13 protein-coding genes and 1 pseudogene are annotated in these 16,433 nt (G+C 45.4%); 7 read left to right on the top strand and 7 right to left on the bottom strand.

Annotated elements, in window-relative coordinates; translation table 11 throughout:
- The 3 genes and pseudogenes from NO352_RS17405 to NO352_RS17415 form a co-directional block, all read right to left on the bottom strand.
- Positions 1–1,277, bottom strand: a pseudogene (locus tag NO352_RS17405) (polymorphic toxin-type HINT domain-containing protein); the annotation flags it as partial.
- Positions 1,278–1,404: 127 nt separating this feature from the next.
- Positions 1,405–2,616, bottom strand: a complete 1,212-nt coding sequence (locus NO352_RS17410) for a LamG domain-containing protein (RefSeq protein WP_289356263.1) — start codon at positions 2,614–2,616, stop codon at positions 1,405–1,407.
- Between the two features lie 105 nt (positions 2,617–2,721).
- Positions 2,722–4,155, bottom strand: coding sequence for a GBS Bsp-like repeat-containing protein (locus NO352_RS17415; protein ID WP_289356264.1), 1,434 nt, complete (start codon positions 4,153–4,155; stop codon positions 2,722–2,724).
- 212 nt (positions 4,156–4,367) lie between these two features.
- On the opposite strand from NO352_RS17415, the gene NO352_RS17420 reads away from it, so the two are divergent.
- On the top strand, positions 4,368–6,026 hold the full coding sequence (locus tag NO352_RS17420) for a hypothetical protein (RefSeq protein WP_289356266.1): 1,659 nt from the start codon (positions 4,368–4,370) through the stop codon (positions 6,024–6,026).
- Positions 6,027–6,155: 129 nt separating this feature from the next.
- On the opposite strand, the gene NO352_RS17425 is transcribed toward NO352_RS17420, so the two are convergent.
- Positions 6,156–7,175: an ABC transporter substrate-binding protein gene (locus NO352_RS17425; protein ID WP_289356267.1), complete on the bottom strand. Its 1,020-nt coding sequence runs from the start codon at positions 7,173–7,175 to the stop codon at positions 6,156–6,158.
- A 306-nt stretch (positions 7,176–7,481) separates the two neighbouring features.
- Positions 7,482–8,027 carry a hypothetical protein gene (locus tag NO352_RS17430; protein WP_289356268.1) on the bottom strand — a complete coding sequence of 182 codons (546 nt, stop codon included), beginning with the start codon at positions 8,025–8,027 and terminating at the stop codon, positions 7,482–7,484.
- 207 nt (positions 8,028–8,234) lie between these two features.
- Between NO352_RS17430 and NO352_RS17435 the strand changes: the two genes are divergently transcribed.
- Positions 8,235–9,149 carry a polysaccharide deacetylase family protein gene (locus NO352_RS17435; protein WP_005548872.1) on the top strand — a complete coding sequence of 305 codons (915 nt, stop codon included), beginning with the start codon at positions 8,235–8,237 and terminating at the stop codon, positions 9,147–9,149.
- Positions 9,150–9,177: 28 nt separating this feature from the next.
- Positions 9,178–10,467, top strand: a complete 1,290-nt coding sequence (locus tag NO352_RS17440; RefSeq protein ID WP_289356271.1) for an MFS transporter — start codon at positions 9,178–9,180, stop codon at positions 10,465–10,467.
- 32 nt (positions 10,468–10,499) lie between these two features.
- On the opposite strand, the gene NO352_RS17445 is transcribed toward NO352_RS17440, so the two are convergent.
- On the bottom strand, positions 10,500–10,817 hold the full coding sequence (locus NO352_RS17445; protein ID WP_005548875.1) for a MazG nucleotide pyrophosphohydrolase domain-containing protein: 318 nt from the start codon (positions 10,815–10,817) through the stop codon (positions 10,500–10,502).
- A 73-nt stretch (positions 10,818–10,890) separates the two neighbouring features.
- On the opposite strand from NO352_RS17445, the gene NO352_RS17450 reads away from it, so the two are divergent.
- From NO352_RS17450 to NO352_RS17460, 3 genes are all read left to right on the top strand, one after another.
- On the top strand, positions 10,891–11,484 hold the full coding sequence (locus NO352_RS17450) for an LOG family protein (protein ID WP_005548876.1): 594 nt from the start codon (positions 10,891–10,893) through the stop codon (positions 11,482–11,484).
- Positions 11,485–11,842: 358 nt separating this feature from the next.
- Positions 11,843–12,253: a YjdF family protein gene (locus NO352_RS17455; protein WP_268620830.1), complete on the top strand. Its 411-nt coding sequence runs from the start codon at positions 11,843–11,845 to the stop codon at positions 12,251–12,253.
- A gap of 83 nt (positions 12,254–12,336) precedes the next feature.
- Positions 12,337–12,663, top strand: coding sequence for a YnfA family protein (locus tag NO352_RS17460; protein ID WP_005548880.1), 327 nt, complete (start codon positions 12,337–12,339; stop codon positions 12,661–12,663).
- 160 nt (positions 12,664–12,823) lie between these two features.
- On the opposite strand, the gene NO352_RS17465 is transcribed toward NO352_RS17460, so the two are convergent.
- The gene (locus NO352_RS17465) at positions 12,824–14,572 is read right to left on the bottom strand and encodes a protoglobin domain-containing protein (protein WP_289356275.1); all 1,749 of its coding nucleotides are present in this window, start codon (positions 14,570–14,572) and stop codon (positions 12,824–12,826) included.
- Between the two features lie 212 nt (positions 14,573–14,784).
- Between NO352_RS17465 and NO352_RS17470 the strand changes: the two genes are divergently transcribed.
- On the top strand, positions 14,785–16,404 hold the full coding sequence (locus NO352_RS17470; RefSeq protein WP_262866662.1) for a gluzincin family metallopeptidase: 1,620 nt from the start codon (positions 14,785–14,787) through the stop codon (positions 16,402–16,404).
- The last annotated feature ends 29 nt before the right edge of the window (positions 16,405–16,433 follow it).

The following is a 16,433-nucleotide window of genomic DNA, read 5'->3' on the forward strand; positions in this document are numbered from 1 at the left end:
ACGCTGTAATCGTATTTGGTGGATCGTCCCATCGGATCGATGACTTCCGTCAGCAGATCTTGTTCCAGGACGGATTCTCCTTTAATAGAGGTCACTCTTTGCTTTTTATAGACAACTGTCCGACCTCCGCTTTCCACGACAATTGTATTATCGGGATTATACGTAAAAATCATAGCATTGGCACCGGTTCTTGAACTGTTTGACGTCACGATCAAACCTAGTTCTGTACCGTAATATATGAATTGAATATAATTCCCGTCTTTATCCTTTATTAGAATTAAGTCGCCCACGGCATTAAAATATTGCCGTACCCCTGTTTTATAATTGGCAAGCTCATACGCAGACTTTTCATTTCCTATCTTGACATTCTCTGATTCGGAAAAGTTCAGATCATGAAAAGGATACCCCACAATATTAGATCCATCTATTCGGTAAGTGCCCAAGCCGGAAATATAAAGGTACATCTGTCCGTCTACTCTTTTGAAATAGGAGATATCCCAAATCCACCCTTTTCCGAGCTTGAATCTGCCCTCTTCATCGGTTGATTGTTTCGTGATATTCTCCTTATAACTTTCCGGGTTGTAAGTAATATCGTTCTTGGCTCGAGAGCTGTCGTATACCCGTCGCAGCGCAAAATCTAAACCGTTGTATCCAGGCATGACCAGATCCGTTGCCTCTACGCGCAAGGAAGCGTCCACGGTCGAAATATGGTCGCTTTCCGAACCGACTGCATAAGGAGCTTGATCCAAGCGAATCGCTGTACGCTGCAGCGCGACCTTGTCGTATGGGCTATCGTCGCTCAGCGATCTCTTCGCTCGACGCAGGGTGTTGTATACTAGATCGGTAACCGATAATGGATCTTCTCCTCCATATACTTGATCCGTCACAGAGGTGGGGCCATATACAGCAGCAGTTACACTTGCATTATGAGCATGTAGGGGATCCGTAACTAGCGAGGGATACTGCTGTTCCATAAATTGCTCATACGATCCGCCCTGCTTTTGAAGAAGCAGCCCTTGATAAATATGATGAAGCGGGTAGCCTTTCACGATTTCATTGACCACCCAATCCCTTGCTACGCCAAACATTTCCGTAATCGAGGTGACGGTGATTAGCTCATCTGAGTCCGATAAGGTTTCATTTGCACCGTATACGCTAGAGGTGACGGTCATATTGGATGATCGGTTCGCAGACTTAGGAGTGTCTTGTGCTGATGTAGTAGGTATACTTGTAAACAATAGCGTACATGCAAGAATTATTGACAAATATCTCTTCAAGGCTAAATCCTCCACTTCATTTTTTGTTGAATCTATATTCTTTTTAATTTCGGATTTGCAATGTATACCTTGCCTTTTCCACTCGTTCCAGTCTCACTTAGATATGTTTCACCTCCCTGTCATATCGCTAATACACGTAGATTAAATTTGAGTTGGTGGCTGGTGTTTTGTACATTTCGCTTTCGATCTCAACAGGCTGTAATGCCCGATTCCAGACTTTCAACTCTGCTATATTTCCGTGAAATTGATAGTGGGTATCATTATCCCATCCTGATAAGTAAGCACGATCTGCAACATTTCGATTAGAAGCAGTCCCTATCTTCGCAAGAGTTTGTCGAACGCCATTGATATACAACTCATTTTTGTAAGTATCCCCATTCGTAAATATTGCAGATACGTGAACCCACTTATTAACTAGTGAATCCGATGAGGTTCCATACAAATCCCCATTGCCTGTATTGAAGCCAAATAATCGATCATTAAAGTACAAATCGTACGTGCTGTTAGCCCAGCTAAAGGGCATTTCGATTTGGTTCCCGTCCCATTTCATCCAAAATTGAACGGTTGTTTGCGCACCAGGACTCGGATCCGCTTGAATTCCTGATAATTTCATTTGTTGGAATCCGTTGAACTTCAGTGATTGTACAGGCTCATCTCTTAGCTTCCATTCTCCTACCAAATCTGCTAGTGCTACAGCATTTTTCGAAAATACACTGCTGGAAATTTCGGTTTGTGTTAACGCCCGCTTCCAGATTTTAAGATCAGATATTTGTCCTTTGAAGCGGTAATCTTCGCTCCTTGCCCAGCCTGAAATAGTCGCATGATCAGATACAGATTTGGCCAATGATTGGTCGTAGTAATGTTGTAACGATTGCTTTGTTCCATTTACATAGATTTCACTTTTTGTAATGTCCCCGTTGTGAAATATAGCCGTAATTTGAACCCATTTGTTCGCGATATTTTCGGCTGGAAATCCAAATAAATCCCCATTCCCCGTATTGAACCCTAATACATTACTGTTCAGCCAAAGTGTATATCCCGAGTCCCAGCTAAATGGCATCATATTGTCTTGACCTGTCCAGTTCATCCAAAATTGGACGGTTGTTTTGGCATTTTCAGCGCCGTTAATTCCATAGGCATTGATTGCAACTTTTTCTTTGCCTGTAAACGTCTTTTTATCTGCGGGAGTGTAACTACTATCTGCAATGTTTACAGTAGATTTTCGAATCAGGTTGCCATTTGGGTCATATTCATAAATAACGTTGTTTCCTGCAAAGCTCGTGCCAGCCGGCAACATTATCATAAGAATTATAAGTAGTGACGATATTATCGTTCTCATATGATACCTTCCTCATCATTAAATTCATTGTTTTATGCTGCTCGTACGATTCCCGTTTTGATCGTATATATATTGATTCGTCTCCCCTTCGATAATGTGATAGACTCAATCCATTACCTGAACATGCACCCATGCTACGGCCATCATATTTCCGTATTGATCAACCGTATAGACATGCGTAATGTATGTACCTGATTCATTATTATGTTTACTGAAAGGAATTCGGATTTTCCATACACCCGGCTTTACTTGTTCTCCTTTCATCCATGGATGTTCAAGATCATCTTGTCCATTGTGATCCGTCCATGTTGGAAATCTGACTTCATTGATGCTAGTAGGAACTCCTTCTACAAAAATTTCATATGAACCATCGCTTTTCTTCACCTCTTGCGGAGCTCTAAGTTGAACGTTGTTGCCGCGAACCGTAACGATAAAACCATCTACAAATTTCCCATCCGCATAGATATGGGTAATATAGCTGCCAGCCTCCTGATTATGCTCACTATAAAGTACAGTTGCTTTCCATACTCCATTCGCTACTTTACTTCCCTCAATCCATTTCAAGTCATCCTGATCATTGTGAGCTGTCCACGTTGGGAACTGAACCTTCTGCGTATTCTGATCCAGACCATAAATGGCAATATCGTAGGACACACTAGATAGATTCGTCTCGAGCGGATACTGAGTTCCACCTGTCACATTTACCTCTGCCGCGCCAAGCATCATGTTGTTTCCATATTTGTCAAAGCTATAAATATGTGTGATATACTTTCCTGTCTCATAATTATGCTTCTTGAATGGAATCGTTATTTTCCATGTACCGTTCCCTTGATTGACTCCTCTAATCCAAGGTTGCTCCAGATCGTCTTGGCCATTTGCCTCTGTCCAAGTCGGAAACCTAACCTCATTCACATTGGAGCCTACACCATCAATGTAAATATCATAAGACTCGTCCTTCAATGACGCTTTTTCTGGACTGCGTACTTTCACGTTAAAGCCCACATTAACGATTGTCGATGCAACCATACGATCCCCATCATAAATATGAGTAATATAAGAGCCTGTTTCCATACCGTGATTTTTGAAAAAAACAGTCGCTTTCCATACTCCATTAGACACCTTCGTTCCCTTGATCCGATCAATATCATCTTGACCATTACGATCAGTCCAAGTAGGGAAATATACCTGTTCAGCATTACTACGTATCCCTCTTATATAGATCTCATAGGATAGAGCCGACAAATTGATTGTTGGCTGTGCTGTCTGGCTCCCTTTTTTTCGATTGATTTGATTTCCGTTAGAATCATAGATATAAGACATATAAGTGCCATCTGCTTGAAAAGCAGCGATCAATCTTCCGTCAGCATCGTATATGTAATCGTTTTTCTTTGCATCTGTAGACAAGTTAATAAACACTTGCTGCGATTCCTTTTGCCCTTCTTGAGCAAGTGCTTTGTCCCCGTAAATCAAGTTTGTCCCAATCATAAAAACAATCATGATAGTGATGCATATGAACAGCTTCTTTACATCCTTCACCATTACCATGTACCCCTGCCTTATATAGGTTTCCTATTTTCTATATTTACTATATCTGCTGACCCGCGCAGCATGACAGACATTAATTTACATAAATAAGAACAAACGGGTATTATTTTGGCGTGTTTTATAACATCGTTGTTCTTTTTATCACCTTATAGAAATGTTTCCATGTATACTATGTTCATATAGTCACTCACGGAGGTATAAATCGAATGAAAAAACTGATCGGCCTATTTCTTTTGCTTTTTGGATTGGCCCCTGCCATAAATACGTCCGCTTTTTCTGCAGGGATAACAGAATATGAATATAACGGGAATAACAACTTAGTGAAAACGACTTCTAACGATACACAAACAAAATATGAGTATGATAAGAATGGAAATATGATCGTTCGGAAAATAAATAAAAATCCTGTATCGATTCCTAAGAATCTAGTACGCAACTCTTATTTCAAGGAAACAATGGAAACCGGCGAGGCGAAAGATTGGAGAACAGAAACATGGGGAGCAGCAAGCAGCAGCTTTTCTATTGTAAAGTCCGGAAACAACAACTTACAAAAAATAACTGGCGAGGGTATCATCAACAACGGTATGGTCGGCGTTAGTCAAATCATTGACGTCGCCGCAGACAGAGAATTCGTTACAAATGCTACATTAACAGTAGAGCAGTTGAATCATGCGAAAGTCCAATTGTACATAGACTTCATTGGTGCTGACGGCAGCTATGTTGGAGCCAATGTTACAGAGTGGGAACACCCTACAAATGGTGGATTCATCACGCTATCAAATCATGGTCGCGTTCCTGCTTCAGCAAAAAAAGCAATTGTTTACGCCCTTCTTCGTGCAACCAATGACCAGGGTTCAGGAATCATCAATGTAAGTTCCATCCGACTTGCATACAGCTCTGATCACAATCTAGTATCGAATCCATCATTCCAATCTGAGCTTGGTTCTGAACTAGCAGATGATTGGAGAAAGACGGTATGGAGCACAGGCAAATCTCACTTCGAAACTGCTCGGCTCGAGAGCAATCATGTCCAAAAAATTACTGCATCAGAAATGGGAGTCAATGACCTGGTTGCCGTTACCCAAACGATAAAAGTGGAGAAAAATCGAGATTTTACGATTAGCGGATTATTCCAAGTCGAGCAATTGAAAGGCAGTAAAGTTCAATTATATTTGGACTTTATGGATGCCAAAGGCCAATATATAGGCGCCAGTATCACAGAGTATGAATATCCAACAAATGGACATTTTATCGTTCTTTCAAATTCAGGCACTACTCCTGCAAATGCAGAGAAGGTAGTCGTTCATGCAATCATTCGAGGTTTGACAAACCAGTCTTCCGGCAGCATGTATGTAGATTCCATTAACCTTCAATATTCAAGTGAACGAAATTTACTATCAAATCCTGAATTTAAGATTTATCCCGATCAAGATGAAATTGGCGATTCTTGGTATAAATGGACGTGGTTGACGGGAAATAGCAATTATCAAATTAAACAGATCAACCAACAGCATGCTCAAAATATTGCGGGTTCGGGGATTCAAACAAACGGTCTACTAAGTATTTTTCAAAATGTGAAGGTCGATCCCTCGAAAAATTTCGAAGTTAGTGGGAAGATTCATGTAAAGCACCTAGAGCGTGCAAAAGTGCAATTGTATATCGATTTTATGGATGCTAATAACCAATTTATCGGGGCCAACATTACAGAACACTCTCAACCTAATACAGATTTTGTAACGTTGCGAAATAATGGGCAAATCCCTCAAGGGTCTGTTCGCGCTCTAGTATACATAATAATAAGAGGACTCGATAATCAAGCTTCTGGCAGTATAGATATTAAAAAGCTAGTATTCAAATACAATTAGCGATATTCTTTACCTACAAAAAGAGAAGTCCAGCCTAAATTGCCGGACTTCTCTCTCTTTACTCCATCCACTTTCTAATTAGATTTTCGTTGACTTTTAATGTTTCCATTAAACTCCTTTATTTCTTTATTACGACTTAGACTGAAGTAATCTAGGCAGCTCATCAAGAAGCCATTCTCGAGACGTCGCATCGCTCCCCGCTTTGTTGATATCGAATTCGTATACGTGTCCGTTCTTCACTGCAGGGAGCTGAGTCCAAACCTTGCTCTTCAGAAGCTCGTCCGAATCTTTTTTTGCAGATGCATCGATCGGCTTTAATATGAAGATCCGGTCTCCAGCATACTCAGGCAGCTTTTCCAGCGAAATCTCCATAAATCCAGTGCCGTTTCTTACTATGTCCTGGACAAGTGAAACAGGCTTGAAGCCCAACTCTCCGTATAATAACTGAGGCAACCCAGCCGACACCATCACGAACAAACGATTGCCGGGATACATGGTGATTACAGATGCAGTCTCTTCTGGCTTAACACCTTGTTCCCGAATCTTGTTCCACATTGCTTTTTCTTTCTTTGTGTAACGCTCCAGCCATTGTTCAGCCTCCTTTTCCTTGCCAAACAATTTGCCTAATACGCGCATTCGCTCTGGAAGAGATGCGAAAGAATCGAAGGTAACCGTTGGAGCGATCTTCGATACTTGGGTATATACCGTTTCGTCGTTGTTGGCAATAATGATGAGGTCAGGATCAACTTCTACCGCCTTCTCGACACTGAAAGGAAATCCGATATCCGTGGATCCTGACAACCGATTCTCGTAAGTGGTACCAAGTATACTTTTATGTAAAATTCCAACAGGTGTAATCCCAAGCGCCAGAAGGTCTCCAGTCGTTTCCCCATGGTAGATAATACGCTGCGGATGTGCAGGCACTTCTACTGTATGACCGGTCCAATCCGTGAACGGACGGGTTGCGGCTTGATTGCTTAAGACAGTTGCTTGCTCAGTACTATGTGTTGTTGTTGTGGATGCATTGCTTGGCGCAGTTTGTTCTGATCCTGTCGGTACGCTTCCCCCACCGCATGACGTCAATAATGATGCTATAACGGTCGATACCAATGTCAACTGTCCTATACGATTCCATTTGAATATAGTCACGTATACTTCCCTCCTATTTTCAATTCGATATTGATAATGATTATCATTATTGTAATGGTAAGTATAAACAAACACTCTCTGCACCGCAATGGAGAAATGAATATTTTTATGACTTTTATGTGTGATGATATCCAAACTTCTTGAAACTAAAAGGTCGAGTTGAAGGGATCCCCCTAACTCGACCTTTTTTAACTTCTGAATCGACTCACAATAGAAACCATCTATTTATGGGTAAAATCCAAAATGAAGGTTATATGGATTATATTCATTATTCTCTTACCTCACTTGGAACTATTAGCTGCTCTGCTAAACCAGCTCCCTCAGCCAATATTCGAGGAACTCCCGAATTCGCTCATTATTCTCGTATTGCAATACCCGCCGGTACATCCAACGAACTCTTTCTTTAAGCGATCGATCCCGCTGTGCACATAAACCAAGCAAGTCGATGCAGTGCAGCCGTTCCGCCCCTCGCCCGTATTCCAGCAAATGAGCATAGAGAGCAGTACCGCGGGAAATTTCACGCATGCATGTTTCAGCGACGCGGGCATTTCCATTCTCTTTCTCACTATCAGCCGGCTCGCCTGAAGCAATGAGAACCAATAGCTCCAGCATGAAGGGGCGTGCAGCATCCGTTGTCCGCTGAATCATGCTTAACAGACAAATGACGGTTGGCACAGCCGCCTCATAAAGCGAGCCCTGTACAACTACGGTCATTTCGATCAGTGAACTGGCTTGCTCCGCTTCAGCAATCGTAGACGCATCCTGCAGCTGAAGAAGAACTTCTGGCAGCCGTTCCGTCGCTTCCGCTCCTCGATACGTCGTCCAAGGTATTCGAATGATATCCCATGCCATTGTCCATCCCTCCTTCCAGGATGCATCTTCGCCTATGACTAACATATTAGAGCTACTCCAAAATCAGAAGCAGCTCTCCATATTGAACAATATGGCTTCATGAAAAATATCCGTACGCAAGTTACCTCAGACTCTCGAATATATTAAGATGCATACGATATACCGGTTGGGCGCACCAATCCAATTACTCGGGTGGAGGCGATGGACATGAATGTAATGAAGGCATTGGGATATGAGGCAAACGATCGATTGCTGATTATCAATGCTGACGATTTTGGCATGTGCCATGCCACGAATATGGGCATCATGCAGCTTCTCGAGGAGGGCTCCATTTGCTCTGCCTCCATTATGATGCCATGCGGATGGGCCAAGGAGGCTGCTCGGTGGAGCGCCGCTCATCCTGAACTGGACATTGGCGTGCATCTCACCTTTACAAGTGAGTGGGAAGGTTACAAATGGTCAGCAATGAATCGTTCGCGCGATATTTCCACACTGTTAACCGAGGAAGGTTACCTCCCTGATAATTGCCTGACAATCGAGCGCATGGCCGATCCCGAGCAGGTTCGCTGTGAAATGATTAGCCAAATCGAAGCAGCAAGGCGGCTCGGCATCAATATTACCCATGCTGACAATCATATGGGAAGTCTGTATGGACTTGCGTCAGGGAGGGACTTCCTTGATGTTGTGTTTGATGTGTGTGCAGCATACGGCCTTCCGTTCCGCATGCCAAGACGAATCGGAGGCATGAAGCTAAGTTCAGAAATGGAGCGCATGGCCAAGAGCCGAATTGAACTGGCAGATGCCAAGGGGATTGTCATTCTTGATACGCTCCTCGGACTTCCTTATGAGTGGATTCCTGGGGAGACGTATGCGCAAGTCAAAGCCAAGGCGGAAGCGCTCCTCCGAGGATTGCTGCCAGGGATTACTGAAATATTCCTCCATCCTTCTCTTGTATCTGATGAATTGAAAGCCATTACCCCGCATTGGGAGAAGCGCGGCATGGAGTGGCGGTTATTCCGTGATTCTGACATTCGCCGCGTAATTGCCGAAGAAGGTATTCAGCTTATTCGCTGGAGAGACTTGCGCGATGTACAGCGTGGACTGCTGCCGCCGCTTGCATAGCAGCAGCTTTAAAAGGAGCGTGGAGCAAATGAATAGGCAAATCGCACCGATTCGCAAAGCCGCCTTCGCTTCGGGAAATATATCGGCAAATATAATGGCGCAAATGTTCGCTGCTTATATTGTGTACTATTACGTCGATATTCTTGGAGTACGTCCAAGTCTTATCGGAATCGCGATGGTCATACATGGGCTAGTCGGCGCCTTGCTCAATCCGCTGTTCGGCTACGTATCCGACCGATTCCGCACGAGATGGGGCCGGAGGATCCCTTACATGGCATTCGGTACGCTGCCACTCGCAGCCGTATTCACCCTAATTTGGTTCCCCCTTGCTTCAGGCGATGGATTGTTTTGGTATTTTATCGTGCTTGTTCTGCTGTACGATATTCTGTACGTTCTTGTCATTTTGAACTACTCTGCATTATTTCCGGAAATGTTCGTAACGATGAAGGAAAGAGCGACTGCTTCCTCGTGGAAGCAAATGTTCGGCATATTGGGCATGATTGCAGGGGTAGCAGCGCCTCCGCTTGTGTACACGGAATATGGATGGGGCGCAATGGGGGTTACTTTTGGAATCGTATCGGCTGTATTTCTAGCGGTAATGATCTGGGGTTCGAAGGAAAATGAGCAGGCATCTGCGCGCACAATTGGATTATGGGAGGCAATTGTATATACGTTCTCTAACCGTTCCTTTGTCACCTATGTGCTCGGCGGTTTTTTTGTACAACTGACCTTTGCCCTTCTAACCGCAGCTATCCCATTCTTCACGAAATATGCGCTGCACGCAAATGAAAGCGCCAACACCATCATGCTCGGGCTTGTTTTTGTTACTGCAATTCCATTTGTTTACGTATGGGCGTATTGGACAAAACGTTACGGGCCACGCAAAACCATGATTGCAGCCATCCTATGCTACATGTTTGCCCTTGCCCCGCTTATGCTCGTCTCTACGGAAGCAGGCGCATATATTGCGGGCGCAATCATTGGGTTCAGCCTTGCTGGGCTCATCATCCTGCTCGACATCCTGCTTTCCGAGGTCATCGACGAAGATGAGCGCACGACGGGGGCTCGACGCGAAGGTATGTATTTCGGCATGAACGGATTCATTATCCGATTTGGCGTCTCCCTGCAAGCCATCATTATGAGCACGGTGCTCGAATCCAGCGGCTATATAGCCAATAGCGCTCATCAACCTGACGCAGCCATTTTCGGGATCAGGCTCATGCTGGCAGGTATCCCAATCGTCGCACTCGTATTCGCCATGATTTGCTTTATTGTGTATCCAATTCGGAACGTTCCAGAGCGGAACAACGAACCATGAATCTCTTCTGCTTCATCCATCTATAAATTTCATTATCCGCCGAATCGTTTCGTCAGCTTGTCCATATGCGCCTGTGCAATTTCACTCAGGTCAATATCATACTTCTCCGACAGGACAATGACATTTGCCAGCACGTCACCAAGCTCTTCCACCAGCTCTTGACGCAATTCATCCTTGCTTCGTTCGCCCTCGTCCGGACGGTCGCGGCCAATTTCCAGCGCTCGAACAACACGGGCTACCTCACCGACTTCCTCCATCAGGAAGCCGACGCGAATAAACGGATTGTACTGCGACCATTCCCGTTCCTGATAAAATTGCTGCACCCATTGTTGAAATGGCTTCATCTCCATCGTAAATTAACTTCCTTTCCTGACCAATGATGTCTATACTTAATAAAGTATACCAGATGAGGAGGCATGACTCGTGAAAAGATTATGTGTATATTCCGGTTCCAATTTGGGGACGCATCCCAACTTCGCAAATAGCGCTCAAGCTCTTGGCCGCGTGCTCGCGGAGAAGAACATTGAGCTCGTATATGGAGGCTCCAAGGTCGGACTTATGGGCGAAGTTGCCAACGAAGTGCTGCGTCTTGGCGGCAAGGTAACAGGCGTTATGCCGCGCGGACTGTTCCGCGGGGAAGTTGTACATACCAGCTTGACGGAACTCATCGAAGTAAAAGACATGCATGAACGCAAGAAAACGATGATAGATCTGTCTGATGGATTTATCTCGCTGCCTGGCGGATTCGGTACGTTCGAGGAATTGTTCGAGGTCATCAGTTGGGCGCAAATCGGCATTCATCAGAAGCCTATCGGCGTCTTGAACGTTGAAGGCTATTTCTCACCAATGCTGGAAATGGTGCGCCATTCCATTCAAGCAGGCTTTGTAAAGCAAGAGCATGAACTGCTTATTCTCTCTTCAGCAGATCCCGCTGAGTTGGTGGAGAAGCTGCTTCAGTATACTCCTCCCGTGTTCGGCAACAAATGGAGTCAATTGGATTCAGAATCTGATAAGTAATCCTGCACATAGAATAAGTGCATTTCCTCCATCCCACTTCATCTGTGGAAGCTCCCTAGCGAGCTTTTCCACAGATTCGGATGTGACATGACCCTCATCTCTTCCCCTCGCTTCTACAGCGTAAAACCGCTGATATATAACGCCATCCCCTACATTTCTAATAGCTGCCTACAGCCTCATTTGTACTGAGATAACGGCATATTTATCTTGGGAACTTCGTCTATTTACGATATACTCGAAAGGAGTGAAAAAACACAGCTTCGGTTGGTAGTCCGAACGTTCCGATTGACAGTCGGGATCAGTAACCTTCCCCCCCTTGGGATGTCCATCACTCTTTATTACAAAGGGGGAATCGAGTGTGAAGTTGACCGTATTTTTTGAAGGCCCATTCTGGATCGGCATCGTAGAGGACACTGTCCACGGGCGTCTGAAGGCTTGCCGCCATGTATTCGGAGCAGAGCCAAAGGATGCAGAAGTGCTTGAATTTGTGGAAGTATTCATGATGCCGCTAATAGAGCGGGTCACGCAAACTGCTGTAGGCGCCCAAGAGCAGCTGCGCCGCATCAATCCGAAGCGGCTGGCAAGACGTGCCGCAATGGAAATGAAGCAGCGTGGCATATCAACGCAATCCCAGGAAGCACTGCGTCTTGATTACGAGAGCAGGAAGAAGGAGCGCACATGCCGCTCTCGGGAAGAACGCGAAGCATTACAGGAGAAAAAACGGAGCATTCGCATTCAAAAGCGGAAAGAAAAGCATAGAGGCCGATAAGCTGCTTCTATGAAGCAATCGCCCCGGACACCTCTGCAGTGGCCGGGGTTGTTGCTGTCCATGCATGCAAAAGGAGACAAGCTATGTTCATCGCGATCCTCTTATTTATTATCGCCGGACTCGCCGAAATCGGCGGCGGCTACCTCGTATGGCTGTGGCTGCGCGAAGCACGTCCGCTCTGGTATGGAATTGTGGGCGGCCTGATTTTAGTTGCCTACGGCGTTATCCCTACGTTTCAATCCTTTCCCTCATTCGGACGCGTATATGCTGCATACGGAGGCGTGTTTATTATTCTTGCGATTTTATGGGGCTGGTGGGTCGATAAGAAGGCGCCAGACGTTTACGATATGGCAGGAGCCGTCTTCTGCCTGATCGGAGTTGCGATTATGCTGTGGGCGCCGCGCTCTTAGTCTCGTGTTCCACCTATACAAGAGAACTGTCCAAAAACATAAATAAAGGGAAGGGAGATACCAAGATACCACATTGGGTGCTCCCTTCCCTTTATTTTAATATATGATCATAAATTCATATATTTTAGATAGAAAACTTCTTCTTTCCTAACCTTTTCCGTTAAGCGTGCTTCTTCAACGGACGGCGCTCTAGCTGTGATCGCAGCACATCCAGCTGCGTCAGCAATTCCTGAGAAATATCACTCATTTCTCGATACGCAGTTATCGCCGTATCTCGATGTCCGATATCTATCTGGCGTGCAACCTCGCCTGCCAATCGATGCAGCTTCTCATGCAGCGCCACCATTTCCTTAAACTCTGGAAGATTAGCCACCGTCGAATCCTTGCGGCTCTGCTCTTTTTCAATCCATTTGCCAAGTCGGCATTGATGGAAATTCTCCATAACCGCCGGATCGCTCTCATCGAAGCCAAGAAGCCGATTATACGTACACCACTTCCAAAGCATATGGTCGGTCTTCATGATGCGAATCCATTGTGCTTCATCCAGATGACGGAACCATTCAAGCGACTTTTTGCGCAGGGCCTCGACGGATTGGCTTGTTGTATAAATGTGCAGCCCCGTGGATTTAGCCGTGGACATCATCTCTTCTGTATTTTTCACAATGCCAGTCATACCGGCCGTAATCTCTTGTGTCGCATCTGCCTGCTGCTCCACGATTGCTGCAATCGCATCCTCAGTAGAGCCTACCTCTTTGACCGTCTGCATCATTCGCTCCAACTGCTCGAAAGCGCTTTTATTTTTATTGTGCTGGATATCCATTTGCACTGACATATCTTCCGTCCGCTCCTGCACTGCGGTTGCCATTCCTTGAATGGTCTCGATGACTTCATAGACATCGTGTACAGCTACCTTCGTCTGATCGGACAGCTTGCGAACTTCGCCAGCTACCACGGCAAAACCACGCCCCTCTTCTCCTGCACGCGCCGCTTCAATGGAAGCATTTAACGCTAGAAGCTGTGTTTCACCAGCGACCGTATCGATTAAGTGAACGACATCCGTCAATTTTTGCATGGAACGCTGCAACTGATCAAAGCGTGTGCGCGTATCTAAGAATAAATCATTCATCATCTCGAAGCCTTCGATTGTCTCCTCGACAATGGTGCGATTTTCCTGAAGCGCCGCTATCATGTTTTCTGTATTCGTGGCGGAATCCGCAGTTTGGGCGGCTACCTCTTCAATGGACGCCGTCAATTGCTCAGTAGCTGCCTGAATGTCCATCACATCCTGCAAGGATCGCTCGGCAGCGGTAAGCATCGTGTGCAATCCATCGGTTTGAATCAACATTTCCATAATATCGCTGTTATTGTCCATCAGTCGGTATTCCGTAGCAGATTGATAGGATTCCAGAACAATTTGGGCGTCCAGCATGACAATCCGGTGGAGTGCCATTAGGATCGCTGATGCATCGTTGGAGCGGAAATCACTCACAATGATAGGAACCAGATATTCATAGACACGCAGGAAAGAGGCAATAAACCATTCCGGCTCTAATTGAATACGGCTGTGCACCTGACCAATCCGTTCTCTCATTTGTACGTATTCTTCATCAAAGGCAACTTGAGGGATAGATTTCAAATAGGAGACGAACGTGCCTTTCAATCGCGCTCTTGTACTGTGCTGATCGATCATCTGCTTCATTTCAGGCAGTTCGAACAATAAATCGTAATGGCGGTCTGTAATCGCTTCTGCGTATTTTTCCATGTATGGGGCCAAACGACGCAGGCATTCGGCATCTTTAGAAGTGATTTGTAGAAAATTCATCTTTGTTCGCAGGGAATCCAATACAACAATATCGGATTCGGTTATCGAGTGAGGTAACATCGGTTTTCGGAGAATCACCGAATTCATCCCTTTCTCTCTCTAGTAGGTTTGTTGATGTTTCCAAAAATTAATAGAATGCATATCCCCTTAATTAATAGTACCATATTCTAGGATTATGACAAAACTGTAAGCTTGCGTAAGTCAAATCAATAGATATATTCCCTATCAATCTACTACAATGGAGTTAACATACTATGCTCAACAACCACACCTATTTATCGGCGGAAGGAGGGCCACCCATGAGCAGCATACCCCCACACATCCAACCGCGTCCCACACGATGGAAGCTGGCTGTTACCCTGCTAGTCATCTGCCTGATCACCCAGCTGTTAGCCGGGTGCGCTATGGGAAGCAAGAGTGAGAGCACGGCGAAGAAGGAGGATGCCTCCTCGTCTCCGATTCAATATCAGATCCATGCGAAATGGAATGAACAGACACGAACGCTGCAAGCGCAGGCTGTCGTCAAAATACGCAATGTATTTAACCGGAATCTCAATGAACTTGTGTTCCATTGGTTCGCAGACAGCTACCGCAAGCCGGAAACAATGTCTATTCAATACAAGCAGCGCAATGAAGAGATACGCAAGCAATCGCCTCAAGAAGGCCATAACATGGAGGATCGTTTTTTTGGCGGCGTTACGACCAAAAAAATAACGACTCTGGACGGAAAACCCTTGGAATTTAAGCATGCGAACCAATCCATGACCGTCAATCTTAATCAGAGCTTGGCTCCCATGGATACGATATCCCTTCGAATTCTTTATGATATACAGATTCCATATGGTGCTCAGCGGCTATCCTATACCGAAAATTACGTGGGTGGAACCTACTGGACACCACAGTTGGCTGTGTTCGATTCGATCCGCGGCGGCTGGAACCGGGTTCCAAATAATCCACGCTACAAGAGTGACTTTTTCTATACCGCTGATTATGATGTAAGCTTGAACATGCCTGCCGCATGGAATGTGGCGATGACGGGAACGATGATGGATCAGCGTGTGGAAAATGAACGGAAAATTGTGCATACAAAAGTGCAGAATGCACGCCAATTCGGATTCTATGCCAGCCCTAACTATATAGAAACGAAAGCGGAGCTGCCTGGCGGCGGCCTGTTGTCTGTATTCACCTTCGAGCAGCCGAACCAGGAGCAGATGCAGAAGTATACGGCTGCGTTGCAGAATGCGATCGGTTTTTACTCTGATAAAATTGGAGTTTTGCCGACTAAGCATTGGAAGTTCGTTGAAGCCCCATTCCCAGAAATGACAGACAGCTTGAATGAGGTCATTCTATTTAATCAACTTGGCGCAGTTGGAAGTGAGCAAGGAGTGCTGTCACAGGATGTGCTTCGTTCCATTGCCAAGCAATGGTTTTCGCTTGCGATTGGGCATAATTCGCTGACGGAGGGCTTTTTGGAAGAAGGACTGTCTGAGTTCGCTGCCCACTATTATCGTCATGAGCAGGAAGGCGCACCTTGGCCAATGACACTATGGAACGGCAATTACCCGAATCTTTCGGCAACAAGCTCGTGGCGTGATCCGAGTGGTGAAGCACTCGCCCTTCCTTCTGAACAATGGCCTGCCGTTCTGTTCCAGAAGCAAGTAACGACTCCGGCCTATCATGTTGGTCAGTATTCCGAGCTCCTCTATCGCGTCAAAGGAGGAGCACTTATGGTTCAATGGGTGCAGCAAACGGGCACTGAAGCGCTCGACATCGTCTGGCATAAGTACTTCCAGCGTTACAATGGACGTATGGCAACGATTGACGGGTATACGAACTTAATCGGCAGCACGCTTGGTGATGTGAGAAAGACGAGCATGCAGGAGTTGCTTTCCATGACCAATCCGAAGCCTGTTGCATAAGTGATGAAGGAAGCTGGTCGTCATTCCAC

It is taken from the genome of Paenibacillus sp. S-12 (assembly GCF_030363895.1).
In the GTDB taxonomy this organism is placed as follows: domain Bacteria; phylum Bacillota; class Bacilli; order Paenibacillales; family Paenibacillaceae; genus Paenibacillus_B; species Paenibacillus_B alvei.

Coding starts and splice junctions, on each gene's coding strand:
- NO352_RS17430 (WP_289356268.1), bottom strand. CDS start 8,027: ATGGCATGGGATATCATTCGAATACCTTGGACGACGTATCGAGGAGCG.
- NO352_RS17460 (WP_005548880.1), top strand. CDS start 12,337: ATGTTCATCGCGATCCTCTTATTTATTATCGCCGGACTCGCCGAAATC.
- NO352_RS17445 (WP_005548875.1), bottom strand. CDS start 10,817: ATGGAGATGAAGCCATTTCAACAATGGGTGCAGCAATTTTATCAGGAA.
- NO352_RS17440 (WP_289356271.1), top strand. CDS start 9,178: ATGAATAGGCAAATCGCACCGATTCGCAAAGCCGCCTTCGCTTCGGGA.
- NO352_RS17465 (WP_289356275.1), bottom strand. CDS start 14,572: ATGAATTCGGTGATTCTCCGAAAACCGATGTTACCTCACTCGATAACC.
- NO352_RS17420 (WP_289356266.1), top strand. CDS start 4,368: ATGAAAAAACTGATCGGCCTATTTCTTTTGCTTTTTGGATTGGCCCCT.
- NO352_RS17415 (WP_289356264.1), bottom strand. CDS start 4,155: ATGGTGAAGGATGTAAAGAAGCTGTTCATATGCATCACTATCATGATT.
- NO352_RS17470 (WP_262866662.1), top strand. CDS start 14,785: ATGAGCAGCATACCCCCACACATCCAACCGCGTCCCACACGATGGAAG.
- NO352_RS17410 (WP_289356263.1), bottom strand. CDS start 2,616: ATGAGAACGATAATATCGTCACTACTTATAATTCTTATGATAATGTTG.
- NO352_RS17435 (WP_005548872.1), top strand. CDS start 8,235: ATGAATGTAATGAAGGCATTGGGATATGAGGCAAACGATCGATTGCTG.